This is a genomic window from Frondihabitans sp. PhB188 (genome assembly GCF_003752365.1).
Lineage (GTDB): Bacteria > Actinomycetota > Actinomycetes > Actinomycetales > Microbacteriaceae > Frondihabitans.
The window spans coordinates 220,883-237,603 of record NZ_RJUO01000002.1 but is presented as its reverse complement, the minus strand read 5'-3'; the positions used below and the strand labels follow the sequence as shown (position 1 = coordinate 237,603).

Here is a 16,721-nt window from a genome sequence, read left to right as displayed (position 1 = left end):
CGCCTAGGCGTGGTCGACGTGCTCGTGCGCCTGGTGCGCGACCGGCTCGAGCTGGAAGGTGGAGTGCTCGATCTGGACGCTGAAGTGCTCCAGCACGCACGATTGGAGGTCGTCGAGGATTCGGGGCGCGTGCCCGTCTTCGAAGCAGCCCTGCTCGACGACGACGTGCGCGCTCAGGATGGGCAGGCCCGTCGCGATCTGCGACGCGTGGAGGTCGTGGACGCCGCGGACATGCGGCAGCTCGAGCATGTGCGTGCGGACGGCTTCGAGGTCGAGACCACGCGGTGTCGACTCGAGCAGGACGCCCGTGGTCTCGCGGAGGAGACCGACGGTGCGGGGGATGATCAGGACGGCGATGAGCATGCCGGCGATCACGTCGGCGCGGGTCCAGCCGGTTAGCGAGATCAGGATGGCAGCGGCGATGACGGCGACCGAGCCGAGGGCGTCGTTCAGGACCTCCAGGAAGGCCGCGCGCAGATTCAGGTTCTCGCCACGGGACGACGACAGGACGGCGAGAGAGGCGACGTTGCCGACGAGGCCGATGATCCCGAAGATCAGAAGCGACGACGACGGCACCTCGGGCGGGGCGAGCAGTCGCTGCACGCCCTCGACCAGCGCGTAGATGCCGACGGCCAGCAGCACGGCGGCCTGGCCCAGCGCGGCGAGTACCTCGGCGCGGCGATAGCCCCAGGTGCGGGCCGATGTCGCCGGACGGGACATGAGCCCCGCGGCGACGAGCGCCGCGGTGAGCCCCGCGACGTCGGTCAGCATGTGGCCGGCGTCGACGAGCAGCGCGAGGCTGTCGGTGGTGACGGCTCCGACGACCTCGGCGATCAGGATGACCGACGTGATCGCCAGGGCGATCGACAAGCGGGTGCGGGACGACGTCGCCGCCCCGTGGTCGTGCGACATCAGCCCTCCCCGTGGTGGTGCCGGATCGGGGCGCCCACCGTGTGCTCGGCCTGATGGATGGCGTCCTGGACCAGCTTCGAGACGTGCGTGTCGACGAGCCGGTAGAACACGCGGTTGCCGTTCTGACGGGTCGAGACCATGCGCGCCATCCTGAGTTTCGCGAGGTGCTGCGAGACCGCGGTGGGCGACTTGCCCACCCGCTCGGCGAGGGCGTTGACCGACAGCTCTCCTGAGTCGAGCGCGAGGACGAGCCGCACCCGTGTCGCATCGGCGAGCATCGCGAACACCTCGACCGCGACCTCCACGAAGGTGTCGTCCGTGATGTCGTCGTCGAGTGCGGCCGCTTCGTCGGGGATCACCTGCGAATCTTCGAGCATGCGTAGATAGTTGCACGGTGATCGCCTGCGGGCAATGGAATTGCGCCCTTATTCAGGAAAACGGGCGCGTTAGGGTCGGCAGCGCGCGGATCAACGCGGTTGCGGGAGCAGATCGCCTGAGTTGCGCGCACCGCCGCCGCAGCGAGGCCGCACCGCATCGCACCGCACCGCAAGCGCACCGCACCGCAACCGCACCGCACCTCCGCGCGAGCGCGGCCGCAGGTCAGCCCTGCGCCGCGTGGACCAGCTGGAGCACGCCGCGCAGCTCATGCGCGTCGACCTGGCCGGGCGCGCTCGCGGTGCCGGCCGAACCGAACGTCGCGCACGATCCGAAGGTCTCGCCGGCGAGGCGGCTGACGACACCGAGCGGCCCCATCGACATGGTGATCGCCGGGCGCACGGCTCTGGTCGAGGTGAACTCCGCGGTCGCCTGCAGCAGGGTCAGGACGTCGCCAGGAGAATTGGGCATGACGGCGACCTTGACCACGTCCGCTCCGAGATCCTGCTGGAGCGTGAGCCGCGCGACGATCTGCGCGACCGGCGGCGTGCGCTCGAAGTCGTGCGACGACATGATCACGGCGACTCCGGCCTCGTGAGCGCCGTTGACCAGGCGCTCGAGCGATCCGAGCTCGGTGAACATCTCGACGTCGACCGCGTCGACGAGTCCGGAGTGGATTGCGAGACGGAGGAGCGACTCGTAGTCGCGGGCATCGATGTCGCGTGCCCCGCCCTCTGGCTTCGAGCGGAACGTGAACAGCACCGGGACGTCGTCAGGCAGCTCTTCGCGCAGCGTCTCGAGGAGCTCGAGCACCTCCGTGTGGTGCTCGACGTCGTCGAAGTGGTCGACGCGCAGCTCGACGAGGTCGTAGTCGTCGCGGGCGAGCCCGCCCACGGTCGTGCGCACCGCGTCGAGGCTCGCGCCGACGATCGGGACGATGATCTTGGGTGCGCCGGCGCCCAGCATCAAGCCTCGGAGGGACGCGGGGCGGAAGGTCTCGGTCACAAGTCGAGGCTACCGGCGGCCGATGGTGCAAGCCCTACGGACTCCCGCATGGCCTGCCTGATTCCCGTCTCGCCATCGAGGGGTTCGTCCTGAGCCCGTCCCGTGAAGAGACGGATCTGCCCGATCGCCTGTTCCACGAGCATGTCGAGCCCGCTGACGGCGGTGGCGCCCGAGGCCCGCCAGGCCGAGGCGAGGGGGCTCGGCCAGGGGTCGTAGGCGACGTCGAGCAGGACGGCATCGGGCGACGACGGCGTCATCTCCGGAAGCGGAACCCCGCCGGGGAGAGTGCTGATGACGAAATCGTGGGGCCCGCTCGCGGGAGCGCTCGACAGCGAGTCGACGGCGAACGCGATGTCGAGGGCCGAGGCGACCGCCTCGAGTTCCTGCGCCTTGGAGGGATCGCGCAGGAACGCCGACACCGAGCGCGCCCCGAGCTCGTGGGCCGCTGTCAGCGCCGAGACGGCCGTCGCACCTCCGCCGAGGATCGCCACGCGCTCGTGCCGCCCCTCGTGCGCCTCCGAGATCGCGCGCGTGATGCCGTCGACGTCGGTGTTGTGCCCGGCCATCGTGCGGCCCGCCCCCGTGCCTGAGAAGACGACCGTGTTCGCGACACCCAGCTGTCGGACCAGTGGCGACGCCGAGTTGAGCATCGCGACGACCTCGCGCTTGAGCGGCATGGTCAGGCTGAGACCCAGCCAGGAGTCGTCGAGCGAGTTCAGGAGGTCAGGGAGCTCGCCCGACGCCACCTCGCGCCGTCCGTACTCGTGGTCGAGCCCGAGGAGGCGGTACGCCGTCGACTGCAGGGTGGGCGAGAGGGAGTGCTCGATGGGGGAGCCGAGGACGGCGAGACGCATGCGACAACCCTACTGAGCGGGTCGCCGAAGTCAGGGGTCGGGTCACGACCTCAGGACGTCGGCGATCCGATCCAGGGCGAGCCGTGCCTCCGGGAGCCACGGTGCGCCCGGAAAGTCGTGGAAGCCGCCGCGCGTGATCCTCAGCTCGGCCTCGCCACCGGCGTCGCGGATGCCGCGAGTCAGGAGCTCTGCGTCGGCGAGGAACACGTCGCGGTCGCCCTGGTAGGTGTGCACGGGCGGAAGTCCTGAGAGGTCGCCGTAGAGGGGGCTGACGCGCGGGTCGCGCAGGTCGAGGCCCCCAGCCCAGAGTCGGCCGGCCTCCATCAGCCCGGCGGGGGCGAGCATGTGGTCGAGCGGGGCGAGTTCCTGCACCCGGGGATTCGACATGGTCACGTCGACCCAGGGGGAGATCAGGACGACGCCGCGCGCCGGAGGGAGTCCGGCGTCGCGTTGGGCCATGGCCTGGCCGAGCGCCAGGCCGGCACCCGCGGAGTCGCCGCCGAGGAAGACGCGGTCGCCGTGAACGTCGCGTGCCCGCTCGGCAACCTCGTTCAGGAACGGATAGGCGTCGACCGCGGTGAACTCCGGCGCGAGCCCGTAGAGGGGGACGCTCACGCTCACGCCGGTGCGGGCGATGAGCCCGGCCAGGATGCCCCAGTGCGGCCCGACGAGGGGGAAGACGTAGCAGCCGCCGTGCGTGTAGACGAGGTGCGCTCCCGACGGGTTCGACAGGGGAGTGAGCGTGACGAGCCGGTGGCCGGCGACGAGCTCCTCGGTCACGGACGCGACCTTGCGGAGGCCTGCGGGGATCGGGGCGGCGGTGCCGCGGTTGTCGATCGCGCGGCGGAGCGTCTCGGCGTCGGCCGTGCTCCGCCCCCGCAGGACGAGAAGGCGGCGGGTGGCGCTCAGGAGAACCGACATGGGCCCGAGCCTAGCCAGATCGGGAGAAAGTAGTGGGTCGTGGTGACTTTAAGGGTTAGAGTCAGGTAGACATTAACTGCGAGGGCCGGCAAGGGGTGACAATGTGAGCGATTCCACGCTGGCGAGCATGTCTCCTGCGCTCGCGGTCTCGACGGTGGTCTTCTCGCTGATGCCGTCCGACTCGACGGGGCGCATGGCTCTGCATATCCCGCTGGTGCGCCGGATCCGGGAGCCCTACCGCGGTCGTTGGGCCCTGCCGGGTGGCCCGCTCGCGGCCGACGAGGACCTGGCCGACGCGGCCCGTCGCCACCTCGTGACGACGACGGCGCTGTCGCCGACCTATCTAGAGCAGCTCTACGCGTTCGGCGCGCGAGGCCGGTCTCTGGCCGAGCGCGTGGTGTCGATCGTGTACTGGGCACTCGTGTCTCGGGCCAACGCGGCCGACGATGCGACCACGGCGCTCGTGCAGAGCGACCCGAACGTGTGCTGGTTCGACGCGGACGACCTTCCTGAACTCGCCTTCGACCACCGGACGATCGTCGACTACGCCCTCTGGCGGCTCCGCACGAAGATGGAGTACAGCCGGATCGCCCACGCCTTCATCGGCGACACCTTCACGCTCGCCGGCCTGCGCGAGGTGCACGAGGCGGTGCTCGGACGCGAGCTCGACCCGGCCAACTTCCGCCGCATGGTCGAGTCGAGCGACTCCGTCGTGCCGACGGGGGAGTTCCTGACCGGCACCCCGCACCGGCCCCCGCGCCTCTATCGCTACAACCACGCAGTCGACCTCGTCGACCCCAATCCGCTCGGGCGCACCTGAGACCCGAGCGCCGGACCTCCTTCCTGACGCAGCGCACACCCCAGTCATCCGACTATCGAAGAAAGCCGCACCATGACCTCCGTCGACACCACGATCCGCCGCATCACCAACGGTGAGGCCCCCGGCGCCGTCTGCACCACCGACCTCCGCGAGGCGCCGTGGGCGTTCGACACGGGTGTGCCCTCGTACGGCCCCGGCTCGTCGATGTTCGACGCGATCCCGGCGCGCTCGCCGCTCCAGGGCGAGATACCGGCCGAGTACCGCGAGGCGTCGGCCGACGAGCTGCACCGCCGCATCCTCGCGGCGAAGGAGATCCTCGGCGACCGCGTCCTGATGCTCGGCCACTTCTATCAGCGCGACGAGGTCGTGCAGTACGCCGACTACGTGGGCGACTCGTTTCAGCTCGCGGTGAAGGCCAAGGCGTCGCCCAATGCCGAGGCGATCGTCTTCTGCGGCGTGCACTTCATGGCGGAGACCGCCGACCTCCTCTCGACGCCCGAGCAGGCGGTCATCCTGCCGAACCTCGCGGCTGGTTGCTCGATGGCCGACATGGCCGACATCGACAGCGTCGAGGCGGCCTGGGAGCAGCTCGAGGGCATCTACGGCGACATGACGGCCGTCGACGAATCAGGACGAGTTCCGGTCATCCCGGTCACCTACATGAACTCGGCCGCCGACCTCAAGGGCTTCTGCGGCCGTCACGGCGGGATCGTCTGCACCTCGTCGAACGCCGAGACCGTTCTCGAATGGGCTTTCGCCCGGGGCCGCCGCGTGCTGTTCTTCCCCGACCAGCACCTCGGCCGCAACACTGCCAAGGCCATGGGCATCCCGCTCGAGAGCATGCCCCTGTGGAACCCTCGCAAACCGCTCGGCGGGTCGACATCTCAGGAACTCGACGACGCGAAGGTAATCCTCTGGAACGGCTTCTGCTCTGTGCACAAGCGCTTCACCGTCGCCCAGATCGAGCAGGCCCGCGCCGAGCACCCCGACGTGCAGGTCATCGTGCACCCCGAGTGCCCGATGCTCGTCGTCGACGCCGCCGACTCGTACGGTTCGACCGACTTCATCGTGAAGGCCATCGAGGCGGCTCCCGCCGGTTCGACCTTCGCGATCGGCACCGAGATCAATCTGGTCCAGCGTCTGGCACAGCAGTACCCGCAGCACACGATCTTCTGCCTCGACTCGGTCGTCTGCCCGTGCTCGACGATGTACCGAATCCACCCCGGCTACATCGCCTGGGCACTCGAGGCGCTGATCGGCACGGCCGACCGGCCCGCCGAGGTGCTCAACCGAATTCAGGTCTCTGACGACGTCGCCGAGCCCGCCCGCGTCGCGCTGGAGCGGATGCTCGCCGCCAAGCCGAACCACACGGTCTCGGTCTGACATGGCCGAACTCAGGAACATCGTCGTCGTCGGGTCGGGGCTCGGCGGTCTCACGGCGGCACTCCACGCCGACGCACTGGGCCACAGCGTCACGCTCCTGACCAAGGGCGCGCTCGACGAGAGCAACTCCCGCTATGCGCAGGGAGGAATCGCCGCGGCAGTCTTCGATGACGACACCGTCGAGCTGCACGTCGAGGACACCCTGGCCGCCGGTGCCGGACTGTCGGTGCTCGCCGCCGTCGAGGCTCTGTGCGGCGACGGTCCCCTTCGAATCGCCGACCTGGTCCGCTGGGGCGTTCGCTTCGACGGCGACGAATCAGGATTCTCCCGGGGTCTCGAGGCGGCGCACAGCCGCGCGCGCGTCCTCCACGCCGGCGGCGACGCGACCGGCAGGGCGATCGTCCTGGCCCTGATCGCGCGGCTTGCGGCATCGCGGGTAGAGGTCGTCGAGCACGCATTCGTCACGGACCTCCTGATCACCGCCGACGGAGAACCTCGCGTCGCCGGGCTCATGGCTCGTGTCGGCGAGGGCACGGAGCCGCTGGAGATTCGCGCCGACGCGGTCGTGCTCGCCACGGGTGGCGCCGGGCAGCTCTTCGAGTTCACGACGAACCCGGCGGGCGCGACGGCCGACGGCCTGGCAGCCGCCTGGCGTGCCGGTGCGCGCGTCGACGACCTCGAGTTCTACCAGTTCCATCCCACGGCGCTGGCTGTGCCGGGCAGCTTCCTGATCTCGGAAGCCGTCCGAGGCGAGGGCGCCGTGCTCCTCGACGCCGCCGGCCGACGCTTCATGACCGGCGTGGATCGTCGCGCCGAGCTCGCCCCGCGCGACGTCGTGGCGCGCGGCATCGCCCGGCAGATGGCCCTGCAGGCAGGACTCCCCGTCCACCTGGACGCCACCGCTCTCGGCCGCGAGACGCTCGAGAAGCGCTTCCCGACCATCACGCGGGCGACGCGCGCCGCCGGACTCGACTGGGCCGCCGAGCCGATCCCGGTCACGCCCGCCGCGCACTACTTCATGGGCGGCATCTCGACCGATCTCGGCGGGCGTACGTCGCTCCCCGGCCTCTACGCGGTCGGCGAGGTGGCCTCGACCGGCGTTCACGGGGCCAACCGACTCGCCTCGAACTCGCTGCTCGAGGCCGCGGTCTTCGGCTGGCGCGCGATCGAGGCCATCGTGGCCGACGAGATTCCGACGACGCAGGAACGCGAGGTGGAGGCACCCGGGCCCGCCCCGACCGGTGCGGAAGGCGGGGGCGGGCGCGAGTTCCTGCGCCCGGATCTTCAGCACCTCATGTGGTCGGCTGCCGGCGTCGAGCGGTCAGGAGAGACGATGCTCGCCGCCGCCGAGACCCTCGCGGGTGCCACAGCGCCGACCGATGATCCTGAGACGACGAACCTGCTCGACGTGGCCCGCCTCGTGCTGGCCGGAGCCCTCGCCCGCGAGGAGTCGCGCGGCGCCCACTACCGGGCCGACTTCCCCTTCCCATCCGACGAGTTCGCCCACGCCATCACGTGGACACGAGAGGTTCCCCAGCATGCTCACTGACGACGCGATCCTGCAGGTCGTCCGCGCCGCGCTCCGAGAGGACGCCCCCTGGGGCGATGTCACGAGCGATGCCCTCATTCCTGAGACGGCGACCGCGACGGCGGCCGTGGTGGCTCGCGAGCCCGGCGTCCTGAGCGGGACGCGCGTGCTCGTCGCGACTCTCAGCGAGGTCGACCCGCTCGCCGAGGTCGAGCTCCAGGCCGCCGACGGCGATGCCTTCGTGGCGGGCCAGACGCTCGCCGTGCTTCGCGGCTCGGCCCGCTCTCTGCTCCGGGCCGAGCGAGTCGCTCTCAACCTGACGCAGCGACTCTCCGGCATCGCCACTCTGACAGCTCAGTACGTCGCTCTCACCGAGGGCACCCGGGCCCAGATCGTCGACACCCGCAAGACGACACCGGGGCTCCGCGCCCTCGAGCGCGACGCCGTCGTCGCGGGTGGGGGTCGCAACCACCGCTTCTCGCTGTCGGACGCCGTGCTCGTGAAGGACAACCACCTGGCCGTCCTGATCGCGTCGGGGCTGACTGTCACCGAGGCCCTCCTCGCCATGAAGGGGAAGCTCTCGCACACGACCCACGTCGAGGTCGAGGTCGACCGCATCGACCAGATCGAGGCCGTGCTCGCGGCGGGCATCGACACGATCATGCTCGACAACTTCTCGTCAGCCGACCTCGTCTCAGGAGTCGAGCTCGTGGCCGGACGAGCCCTCGTGGAGGCGAGCGGCGGGGTCGACCTGACCACCGTCGCCGCCATCGCGGCGTCCGGGGTCGACCTCATCTCGGTCGGCGCGCTGACCCACAGCGTGCGCGCGCTCGACCTCGGGCTCGACATCGACGTCGACGTTCCTGCCGGACGCACGCCCGCCGGGTTCGCCCGCGCTGACGCCTGACGGGACACCCGTGCTCTACCTCGACGCCGCCGCGACCTCGCCCGCCCGCCGCGAGGCCGTCGAGGCCATGTGGCCGTTCCTGACGAGCGACTTCGGCAATCCGTCAAGCCACCACACGGTCGGGGAGTCGGCGGCTCGGGCACTCGCGACAGCCCGCGCTCAGATCGCGGACTGGCTCGGCTGCCGCCCGGGGGAGGTCGTCTTCACGGCGGGCGGCACCGAGGCCGACAATCTCGCGATCAAGGGGATCGCGCTCGGTTCGCCCCGTGGCAGGCACCTCGTGACGAGCCGCATCGAGCACGAGGCCGTGCTCGAGTCGGTGCTCTTCCTGGAGCGGCTGCTCGGGTTTCAGGTGTCGTACGTCGACCTGACCGACGACGGGCTCGTCACCCCGGCGGCGCTGGCACGAGTCCTGAGAAGCGATACGACGCTCGTCTCGATCGCTCACGCCAACAACGAGATCGGGACGGTGCAGCCCATCGCCGACCTGACCGCCGTGACGCGCGAGGCCGGCGTGCCCTTCCACACCGATGCCGTCCAGTCGGCAGGCTGGCTCGACACTCGCGTCGACGTGCTCGGCGTTCAGGCGCTGTCGATCTCAGGACACAAGCTCGGGGCGCCCAAGGGCGTCGGCGCGCTCTACGTCGCGGGCCGGGTGCCGCTCGAGCCGCTCGTCCACGGTGGCGGGCAGGAGCGCGGGCGGCGCTCCGGCACTGAGAACGTAGCGGGCGCGGTGGCGCTCGGTGTGGCCGTCGGGATCGCAGAGCAGGAAAGACGCGCTCGGGCGGATGCCGCCGCGGGCGTCCGCGACGCGTTCGTAGCAGAAGTCCTGACGCGCGTACCCGGCGCCCGCCTGACCGGCCCCGCCGAGGCACGGCTGCCCGCCAACGCGTCGTTCGTCTTCCCGGGGACGAGCGGGGAGGCCGTCCTGCTGGAGCTGGAGCGCCGCGGCGTCGTGTCGTCGAGCGGCTCCGCCTGCGCCGCCGGAAGCGACGAGCCCTCGCACGTCCTCACGGCGCTCGGCATGGACGCCGATCTTGCGCAGACGTCGGTCCGGTTCACCTGGGGCGGCGGGCTCACAGCGCAGGAACTCGGGTCGGTCGCCGCCGACGTCGAGGCAGCCGTCGCCGCCGTGCGCGAAATCGCGGGCTAGTTCCTGCGCCCAGGAACACGGCAGGGTGGTCGCCCGAGGCGCGCCCGCCGCCGCCAGCACAGGAAAGCCGGCGCGGTCCTCCCGTCGAGGCCCGCGCCGGCGTCAGAGGCCGTGCAGTTTTCCTAAGCGCGCAGCCCGGGCCCGGGCCGCTACGCAGCCACCGGCTGTCCGGCCGGCGCGAGCCCCGCCTCGGCGCGCTCGGCGTCGGCGATCGAGGCGTCGATCGGGCGGCGGCGGACGAAGCGCTTCAGGACCACGTACACGACAGCCGTCACGACGGTTCCGGAGAGGATCGCGACGATCCACATGAGGAGGTTGCCGATCGCGAAGAACACGAAGATGCCACCGTGAGGCGCCTGAGAGGTCACGCCCGCGGCCATCGAGATCGCTCCGGTCAGCGCGCCGCCCACCATGCTGGCGGGGATGACGCGCAGCGGGTCCGCAGCGGCGAACGGGATCGCGCCCTCCGAGATGAACGATGCTCCGAGAAGCCACGCCGCCGCGCCGTTGTTGCGCTCGATCGGGGTGAAGCCCTTGCGGTACAGCACGGTGGAGGCGAGCGCCATCGCGAGCGGCGGCACCATGCCGGCTCCCATGACGGCGGCCATGATCTCCCACGGGGCGGGGTTGGCGACCGAGCCCGCCGAGAGTCCGGCCACAGCGAACGCGTAGGCCACCTTGTTGACCGGGCCGCCGAGATCGAAGCACATCATCAGGCCGAGGATGATCCCGAGCACCACGACGCCCGAGCCGGACAGGCCGTTCAGGAAGTCGCCGAGCGCTTTCGTGAGGGCCGCGATCGGTCCGCCCAGGAAGAGGAGCAGGAGACCGGAGGCGAAGATCGAGGCGAACAGCGGGATGATCACGACGGGCATGAGACCGCGCACGAAGCGGGGCACGTTGAGCTTGCCGATGTAGTAGGCCGCGAAACCGGCGAGCAGACCGCCGACGAGGCCGCCGAGGAATCCGGCGTTCATGAACACCGCGATCGCGCCGGCGACGAAACCGGGGGCGATGCCGGGTCGGTCGGCGATCGCGTAGGCGATGTAGCCGGCGAGGGCTGCCACGAGGAATCCGAGCGATGCTCCGCCGATCTGGAAGGCCGCGGCGCCGAGGTAGTAGGCCAGGCCCTGCGGCGGGAGGTTCCAGAGCGTGTAGTTCTGGAGGGCGTAGGCGGCGTTGTTGACCGTGTGGCCCTCGGCCGTGAGCGCGATGCCGTACTTCGCCAGCAGGAAGCCGAGCGCGATGAGCAGGCCGCCTCCGGCGACGAACGGGATCATGTACGACACGCCCGTCAGGAGCCACGTCTTGAGCGCCGAGCCGAAGCCGCGGCGACCCTGGCTCATGGCTGGGCCTTCGGCCAGAGAACCTGAGACGCGGGCCGCGCTCGGGTTCTTCGCGGCTGCCAGCGCCTCGCGGACCATCGCGTCGGGCTCGTCGACACCGCGCTTCACGGGGCCCTGGACGAGCGGCTTTCCTGCGAATCGTGCGCGGTCGCGCACATCGACGTCGACGGCGAAGATGACGGCGTCGGCCTCTCGGATGACGGCGGGGTCGAGCGGGACGACCTGGCCGGAGCCCTGCGTCTCGATCTGCAGCTCGGCGCCGAGCTTGGCGGCGGCCGCGACGAGGGCGTCGGCGGCCATGTAGGTGTGGGCGATGCCGGTGGGGCAGGCGGTGACGCCGACCAGCTTGATGGCGGGGGCCGCGCCCTTGGCGGCACCGGCGCCAGCACCCGCGGCAGCCCCGGCACCAGCACTCGCGGCGGCCGGAGCGGCCGTCCCGGTCACGCCGCGGGCCGCGTCGACCTCGCCGCCGACCTCGGCGTCGACGATCGCGACGATGTCGGCGGGGGTCGCGGCAGCGCGAAGGGACGCTGTGAAGTCCTCGCGGATGAGTGCACGGGCGAGCGTCGAGAGCACGGTCATGTGGTCGCCGTCGGCGCCTTCCGGCACCGCGATCATGAACACGATGTCGGCGTCGCCGTCCGGTGCGCCGAACGGCATGCGGCGGGCGAGACGGGTCATCGCGAGGGTCGGCTCCGTCACGGAGGCCGACCGGGCGTGGGGGATGGCGATGCCGCCGGGCACGCCGGTGCCGACGGAGGCTTCTCGGGCGATGGCGTCATCGGCGAGGGAGGACGCCGAGCCGGCGCGGCCGACGGAGGCGACACGGGCGGCGAGAGCGCGGATCACGTCGGACGACGTGCCTCCGAGGTCTTCGTCGAGGCCGACGAGGTCGGTGTTGATGAGGGTGGACATGGGCTGGAGCTCCTTTGCTGCTGCAGGTAGTCAGGTGGAACGAGAGGGGATCAGGCCTGAACGGCGCGCGCCTGAGACAACGGCACGACCTCGATGGCCTCGGGGTGGGTCTGGGCGAGGGTGGGGACGACGCTGCCGGGCAGCGACGCGGCCGCCGCTCCGGAGGCGACGGCCTGGGCGAGGCGGCGGGGCGCCGAGGCTCCGCTCGTCTCGGCCAGCAGGTAGCCCGAGAGCGACGAGTCGCCGGCCCCGACGGTCGAGAGCGCCTCGATGACGGGCGCCGCGGCGAACCACGCGCCGTCGTCGTCGACGAGGATCGCGCCCGCGCTGCCGAGAGTCAGGAGGACTGCGCCGACACCGCGGGCTCGGAGCAGGTGCGCCCCGGCCACGGCAGCGTCGCGGTCGGTCTCGTAGACATCGGGATCGCCGCCGACGACCTCGGCGAGCTCCTCGGCGTTGGGCTTGACGAGGTCGACCGGGACTCCTGAATCGAGGAGCTGGCGGAACGGCTCGCCCGACGAGTCGACCGCGATGCGCGGGGCCGAGTCGCCGTGCGCGACGCGGACGGCGTGGACGACGCCGGCGAGGAAGTCGGCGGGCAGCCCGGGGGGCAGAGATCCGGCGATGACCAGCCAGTCGGCGCTCACCGCGTGCTCGACGATCAGGTCGACCAGCGCGATCGCGTGGCCGCCGAGGTCAGGGCCGGGCTCGTTGATCTTCGTCGTGGTGCCGTCGGGCTCGGTGATCGTGACGTTCGACCGGAGCCGCGCGTCGATCGGCAGGTTGACGGTGGCCACGCCTCGTGAGCGGAGCGCGACGAACACCGGATCGTCGAGCCCGCCGGGCAGGATGGCGACGGTGTCGGCACCTGAGGCCGCCAGAGCGCGCGAGACGTTGACGCCCTTGCCGCCCGGCTCGTCCGTGGTGCGCACCGAGCGCTGCACGGCGCCGCGGGCCAGCGGCGAGGTCAGCTCGATGGTGCGGTCGAGCGAGGGGTTCGGGGTGACAGTGATGATCATGCGACCAGGACCTCCACTTCGGCGTCGCGAAGCGCGCCGGCCAGGTCGGCGGGCGGCTCCACGTCGGTGATGACGGTGTCGAGCTCGTCGAGGCGCGCGAAGCGCGTGAGAGCCTCGGCGCCGTGCTTGGTGCCGTCGGCGACGGCCACGGCGCGGCGGGCTGCGCGCACGAAGGCGGTCTTGACGGCGGCCTCGAACTCGTCCGGGGTCGAGAGCCCGAACCCGGCGCTCAGGCCGTTGACGCCGATGAACGCGATGTCAGGACGGAGCCCGGCGATCTGGTCGACGGTGGTGCTCCCGACGGCGGCGCTGGTCAGGCCGCGCACGCGCCCGCCGAGCAGACGGAGGTCGATGTGCGGGCTGTGCTGCAGGAGCGCCGCGATCGGGACGGAGTTCGTGATGACGGTGAGCTGCACGCCATCCACGGCCGGGCGCCACGACGCGAGCTCCGCAGCCACCGCCGCGGTCGTGGTGCCCGCGTCGAGGGCGACCGACCCCACGAACGTCGAGGGGACGAGGCGAGCCGCGGCCCGCGCGATGGCCGTCTTGCCGGGCGTCTGCTGCTCCTGCCGTTCGGCGAGGCTGAGCTCGGTGACGCTCGAATGGCCCGCAGGAACTGCCCCGCCGTGCACCCGCTGCAGCCGACCGGCCTGCTCCAGCACGTCGAGGTCCCTGCGGATGGTCTCCGTCGTGACCTCGAACCTGTCGGCGAGGTCGGACACCACGACGCGGCCTTCGGCGCGCAGCAGCTCGGTGATCGAGTCGTGTCGCTCCAGTGCGTACATCCGGTGACCTCCGCGTCGCCTGCTCGTCGTGCCGTTGGTATCGCAGGCGTGATCTGCCTGCTTTTCAGGAGCTGCGTCCTGCGTTTCAGGAGACTGTATGCCCGTTTCGGGCACAAAGCAAGACGAACGCAGACAAAACCACAACCGTCGCGGACGCCTACGGTTGACGGATGACCACTGACCGCTTCGTGGGCCGTATCGCCGGCGTCGGCACCGAATCAGGAACCCGGCTCGTCGTCGGGCTCTGGAACACGTCGCCGCTGGGCTCCTTCGCCGACGTCATGGTCGAGACGGGGAGCGGCCACCGGGTCCTCCTCGCACCCCGTGAGGACGTCGCGCACTACATCTCGGCGACCTACGAGTTCGACGAGGTGCGCGTCCTGCCGGTCGAGTGGCGGAAGGTCGACGGCGGGATCCTGGTCGAGGCCGGCCCGGGCGTGCTCCGGCTGCGGCTCGGGATCGGCGGCATCTCGCCGCTCGGACGGCTCCTGAGGGCGGTTCCGCGGAGTGTGGCCACCCGCCCCGCGTGGCTGCGGCTCATCAATCCGGTGGCGAAGTTCCTGCTTCCCGGATCCGCGACCGCCGGCACCGCGGGCGGCGGCCGCCGCGAGTACTACGGCGTCACGCTGGCCCGGCGGGTCGCCAGTGTCGAGGCCGAGTTCGACGCGCAGGAACTCGGGGCCCTCGCGCCCCTGGACCCTCCCGTGCGCTTCGGCTTCGGCTCGGCCCCGCGCGACCCGAGCCTCGTCGACGTCACGACCACGATCCGTTCCTGATCGCCGGCGGGTCCGACCGGGCCGAGCCGTGCGCGAATCAGGAGATCTGCACCCTCACACGCCGGGCGCGGCACCCAGCACGAACTCGAAGGTCCCGATCTCCTGAATTCCGCCCGACAGCGTCTGCCCCGGCGCGACCGGGCCCACGCCCGACGGCGTCCCCGTGAAGATCAGGTCGCCGGGCGCGAGCTCCCAGGCGCGGGACGCCGCCGCGATGACGTCGGCCACAGGCCAGATCTGGTCGGCGAGGTCGCCGTCCTGAGCCACGACTCCGTCGACGGCCAGCCAGATTCGCCCGGACGCCGCGTCGAGGGCGTCAGCAGTGAGGGCGTCAGCAGTGAGGCCGCCAGCGTCGAGCGACACCCGCGGCATCAGCGATGCCCGCGGCACGAGGGGCGTCAGGGGAGCCGACGCGTCGAAGCCCTTCGCGACGTCCCAGGGGCGACGGGTGTCCTTCGCCTCCTGCTGGCGGTCGCGGCGCGTGAGGTCGACCCCGACCGCGTAGCCCCACACGTGCTCGAGTGCGTCGGCCGGGGAGATCGACGAACCGCCGACTCCGATCGCGACGACGAGCTCGACCTCGAACTCCAGACGGGACGTCAGAGTGGGGTAGGGCACTGTTCCTGAGGCGGGCACCACGGCGTCGCCCGGCTTGGCGAAGAAGAACGGCGGCTCGCGGTCGGGGTCGCTGCCCATCTCGCGCGCGTGCTCGGCGTAGTTGCGGCCCACGCAGAGGATGCGCCGGACGGGGAATCGCTCGTCGGATCCTGAGATCGCCACCGACGGCACGGGCGGAGGAGCAAAGGCGAAGCCCGCCATCAGAGTTCCCTGACCGGGGTGCCGGAGAGCACCGCGAGCACGTTCTCGACGGCCTGGCCGTAGAAGACGTCGTAGACCTCGCGTGTGACATAGCCGATGTGGGGGAGGAGCAGGACGTTCGACAGCTTGCGCAGGGGGTCCTTCAGAGGGAGCGGCTCGACGTCGTAGACATCGAGTGCGGCGCCGGCGAGGGTGTCGACCATGAGCGCCATCATCAGGGCCTCCGAGTCGACGATCGGGCCGCGTGACGTGTTGATCAGGAAGGCCGTCTCCTTCATGGTCGCGAGCTCCTCCGCGCCGATGATCCCTCGCGTGGCCTCGGTGAGCGGCACGTGGACGGAGAGGAAGTCGGAGCCCTCGAACAGCTCCTCGCGCGACACGGCGGCCACGCCGTGGGCGGCGGCGCGTTCCGGCGTCAACGAGGGGCTCCATCCGACGACGCGCATGCGGAAGGCGAGGGCGAGCTCTGCGACCCATCGCGCCTGCTTGCCGAGGCCGAGCAGTCCCAGCGTCCTGCCTTCGAGGCGCGTGCCGATGGTGTGCTGCCAGCCGTCGGCGTGGAGGGCGGCGTCCTCCGCGACGATGTTGCGAGCGAGAGCGATCATCATGCCGATGACGAGCTCGGCCACCTCGCGACCGGACCCCTCCGTGCCGGTGACGACGACGCCGCGCGCCTTCGCGGCGGCGATGTCGACGGAGGCGTTGGCCATGCCGGTCGTGACGAAGTGCCTGAGTTCGGGGAGCCGCTCGAAGACCTCGGAGGGGAAGGCGGTGCGCTCGCGCATGGCGACGACGACCTGACTGCCGGAGAGCCTCTCGACGAGCGCATCGACGTCGTCGATGTGCTCTGTCACGACGTCGATCTCGAAGTGCTCCCGCACCTCGCTCCAGTCGGCGGAATCGAGGGCGATCGACTGGTAGTCGTCGAGGATCGTGAGGATCGCGGGCATGGGATCAGGCTACAGGCGGCGCCCCCGCGGGCGGCGGGCGGCGAGTTCCTGCGCCCCCCACGATCAGAGCACTCGTCTCGGGGGACAAAGCAGACAGGTTCGTCTGTCACCCCAACGCGTATCTTGTCGCCCTCAGACGCATCAAATAGCGTGGAGGCAACCTGAGAAGCAGACCACCTACCCGGTCTGCTCCCGCCGGTGGCCTCGTTGCGCGCCGGAGAAGCGCGCGACTCGGACCCGACCCGACGACAGG

General features: G+C 71.1%; 16 protein-coding genes. 6 read left to right on the top strand and 10 right to left on the bottom strand.

Going from position 1 to position 16,721, the window contains the following annotated elements:
• Nucleotides 1-3: 3 nt before the first annotated feature.
• From EDF46_RS06055 to EDF46_RS06035, 5 genes are all read right to left on the bottom strand, one after another.
• Entirely contained in the window at nucleotides 4-912 is a 909-nt protein-coding gene (locus EDF46_RS06055) for a cation diffusion facilitator family transporter (protein ID WP_123505393.1), read from the bottom strand.
• Nucleotides 912-1,289 carry a metalloregulator ArsR/SmtB family transcription factor gene (locus EDF46_RS06050; protein ID WP_199738221.1) on the bottom strand — a complete coding sequence of 126 codons (378 nt, stop codon included), beginning with the start codon at nucleotides 1,287-1,289 and terminating at the stop codon, nucleotides 912-914. Before EDF46_RS06050 ends, EDF46_RS06055 begins: the two co-directional genes overlap by 1 nt.
• Nucleotides 1,290-1,512: 223 nt before the next feature.
• On the bottom strand, nucleotides 1,513-2,292 hold the full coding sequence (gene aroD, locus EDF46_RS06045) for a type I 3-dehydroquinate dehydratase (protein WP_148061155.1): 780 nt from the start codon (nucleotides 2,290-2,292) through the stop codon (nucleotides 1,513-1,515).
• Entirely contained in the window at nucleotides 2,289-3,146 is an 858-nt protein-coding gene (locus EDF46_RS06040; protein ID WP_123505392.1) for a shikimate dehydrogenase, read from the bottom strand. Before EDF46_RS06040 ends, aroD begins: the two co-directional genes overlap by 4 nt.
• 42 nt (nucleotides 3,147-3,188) lie before the next feature.
• Nucleotides 3,189-4,067, bottom strand: a complete 879-nt coding sequence (locus tag EDF46_RS06035; RefSeq protein ID WP_123505391.1) for an alpha/beta hydrolase fold domain-containing protein — start codon at nucleotides 4,065-4,067, stop codon at nucleotides 3,189-3,191.
• Nucleotides 4,068-4,194: 127 nt separating this feature from the next.
• Here EDF46_RS06035 and EDF46_RS06030 point away from each other — a divergent pair, with 127 nt between their 5' ends.
• From EDF46_RS06030 to EDF46_RS06010, 5 genes are all read left to right on the top strand, one after another.
• Nucleotides 4,195-4,887: an NUDIX domain-containing protein gene (locus tag EDF46_RS06030; RefSeq protein ID WP_123505892.1), complete on the top strand. Its 693-nt coding sequence runs from the start codon at nucleotides 4,195-4,197 to the stop codon at nucleotides 4,885-4,887.
• 72 nt (nucleotides 4,888-4,959) lie between these two features.
• Nucleotides 4,960-6,270 (top strand): quinolinate synthase NadA, encoded by a 1,311-nt coding sequence (gene nadA, locus EDF46_RS06025; RefSeq protein WP_123505390.1) that lies wholly within the window; start codon nucleotides 4,960-4,962, stop codon nucleotides 6,268-6,270.
• Nucleotide 6,271: 1 nt separating this feature from the next.
• Nucleotides 6,272-7,819: an L-aspartate oxidase gene (gene nadB, locus EDF46_RS06020; RefSeq protein WP_123505389.1), complete on the top strand. Its 1,548-nt coding sequence runs from the start codon at nucleotides 6,272-6,274 to the stop codon at nucleotides 7,817-7,819.
• The gene (nadC, locus tag EDF46_RS06015) at nucleotides 7,809-8,705 is read left to right on the top strand and encodes a carboxylating nicotinate-nucleotide diphosphorylase (RefSeq protein ID WP_123505388.1); all 897 of its coding nucleotides are present in this window, start codon (nucleotides 7,809-7,811) and stop codon (nucleotides 8,703-8,705) included. Before nadB ends, nadC begins: the two co-directional genes overlap by 11 nt.
• Nucleotides 8,706-8,715: 10 nt before the next feature.
• The gene (locus EDF46_RS06010; protein WP_123505387.1) at nucleotides 8,716-9,858 is read left to right on the top strand and encodes a cysteine desulfurase family protein; all 1,143 of its coding nucleotides are present in this window, start codon (nucleotides 8,716-8,718) and stop codon (nucleotides 9,856-9,858) included.
• A gap of 149 nt (nucleotides 9,859-10,007) precedes the next feature.
• On the opposite strand, the gene EDF46_RS06005 is transcribed toward EDF46_RS06010, so the two are convergent.
• Genes EDF46_RS06005 through EDF46_RS05995 form a run of 3 tightly spaced genes read right to left on the bottom strand, consistent with a single transcriptional unit; the run spans nucleotide 10,008 to nucleotide 13,923 of the window.
• A complete protein-coding gene (locus EDF46_RS06005; protein WP_123505386.1) occupies nucleotides 10,008-12,119 on the bottom strand; it encodes a fructose-specific PTS transporter subunit EIIC in 2,112 nt (703 codons plus the stop codon).
• Nucleotides 12,120-12,169: 50 nt separating this feature from the next.
• A complete protein-coding gene (locus EDF46_RS06000; RefSeq protein WP_123505385.1) occupies nucleotides 12,170-13,138 on the bottom strand; it encodes a 1-phosphofructokinase family hexose kinase in 969 nt (322 codons plus the stop codon).
• Nucleotides 13,135-13,923, bottom strand: coding sequence for a DeoR/GlpR family DNA-binding transcription regulator (locus EDF46_RS05995; RefSeq protein ID WP_123505384.1), 789 nt, complete (start codon nucleotides 13,921-13,923; stop codon nucleotides 13,135-13,137). The genes EDF46_RS06000 and EDF46_RS05995 overlap by 4 nt, the downstream gene beginning before the upstream one ends.
• 170 nt (nucleotides 13,924-14,093) lie before the next feature.
• Between EDF46_RS05995 and EDF46_RS05990 the strand changes: the two genes are divergently transcribed.
• Nucleotides 14,094-14,699, top strand: a complete 606-nt coding sequence (locus tag EDF46_RS05990; RefSeq protein ID WP_123505383.1) for a hypothetical protein — start codon at nucleotides 14,094-14,096, stop codon at nucleotides 14,697-14,699.
• A gap of 54 nt (nucleotides 14,700-14,753) precedes the next feature.
• Here EDF46_RS05990 and EDF46_RS05985 read toward each other — a convergent pair whose 3' ends face one another.
• Nucleotides 14,754-15,518, bottom strand: a complete 765-nt coding sequence (locus tag EDF46_RS05985; protein WP_123505382.1) for a fumarylacetoacetate hydrolase family protein — start codon at nucleotides 15,516-15,518, stop codon at nucleotides 14,754-14,756.
• Nucleotides 15,518-16,468, bottom strand: a complete 951-nt coding sequence (locus EDF46_RS05980; protein ID WP_123505381.1) for a D-2-hydroxyacid dehydrogenase family protein — start codon at nucleotides 16,466-16,468, stop codon at nucleotides 15,518-15,520. The genes EDF46_RS05985 and EDF46_RS05980 overlap by 1 nt, the downstream gene beginning before the upstream one ends.
• Nucleotides 16,469-16,721: the final 253 nt, after the last annotated feature.

Bases quoted from the DNA above. Each gene is read 5' to 3' on its own strand.
- EDF46_RS06055 (WP_123505393.1), bottom strand. From the start codon at position 912: ATGTCGCACGACCACGGGGCGGCGACGTCGTCCCGCACCCGCTTGTCG.
- EDF46_RS06050 (WP_199738221.1), bottom strand. From the start codon at position 1,289: ATGCTCGAAGATTCGCAGGTGATCCCCGACGAAGCGGCCGCACTCGAC.
- EDF46_RS06040 (WP_123505392.1), bottom strand. From the start codon at position 3,146: ATGCGTCTCGCCGTCCTCGGCTCCCCCATCGAGCACTCCCTCTCGCCC.
- EDF46_RS06035 (WP_123505391.1), bottom strand. From the start codon at position 4,067: ATGTCGGTTCTCCTGAGCGCCACCCGCCGCCTTCTCGTCCTGCGGGGG.
- EDF46_RS06030 (WP_123505892.1), top strand. From the start codon at position 4,195: ATGTCTCCTGCGCTCGCGGTCTCGACGGTGGTCTTCTCGCTGATGCCG.
- nadA (WP_123505390.1), top strand. From the start codon at position 4,960: ATGACCTCCGTCGACACCACGATCCGCCGCATCACCAACGGTGAGGCC.
- nadB (WP_123505389.1), top strand. From the start codon at position 6,272: ATGGCCGAACTCAGGAACATCGTCGTCGTCGGGTCGGGGCTCGGCGGT.
- nadC (WP_123505388.1), top strand. From the start codon at position 7,809: ATGCTCACTGACGACGCGATCCTGCAGGTCGTCCGCGCCGCGCTCCGA.
- EDF46_RS06005 (WP_123505386.1), bottom strand. From the start codon at position 12,119: ATGTCCACCCTCATCAACACCGACCTCGTCGGCCTCGACGAAGACCTC.
- EDF46_RS06000 (WP_123505385.1), bottom strand. From the start codon at position 13,138: ATGATCATCACTGTCACCCCGAACCCCTCGCTCGACCGCACCATCGAG.
- EDF46_RS05995 (WP_123505384.1), bottom strand. From the start codon at position 13,923: ATGTACGCACTGGAGCGACACGACTCGATCACCGAGCTGCTGCGCGCC.
- EDF46_RS05990 (WP_123505383.1), top strand. From the start codon at position 14,094: ATGACCACTGACCGCTTCGTGGGCCGTATCGCCGGCGTCGGCACCGAA.
- EDF46_RS05985 (WP_123505382.1), bottom strand. From the start codon at position 15,518: ATGGCGGGCTTCGCCTTTGCTCCTCCGCCCGTGCCGTCGGTGGCGATC.
- EDF46_RS05980 (WP_123505381.1), bottom strand. From the start codon at position 16,468: ATGCCCGCGATCCTCACGATCCTCGACGACTACCAGTCGATCGCCCTC.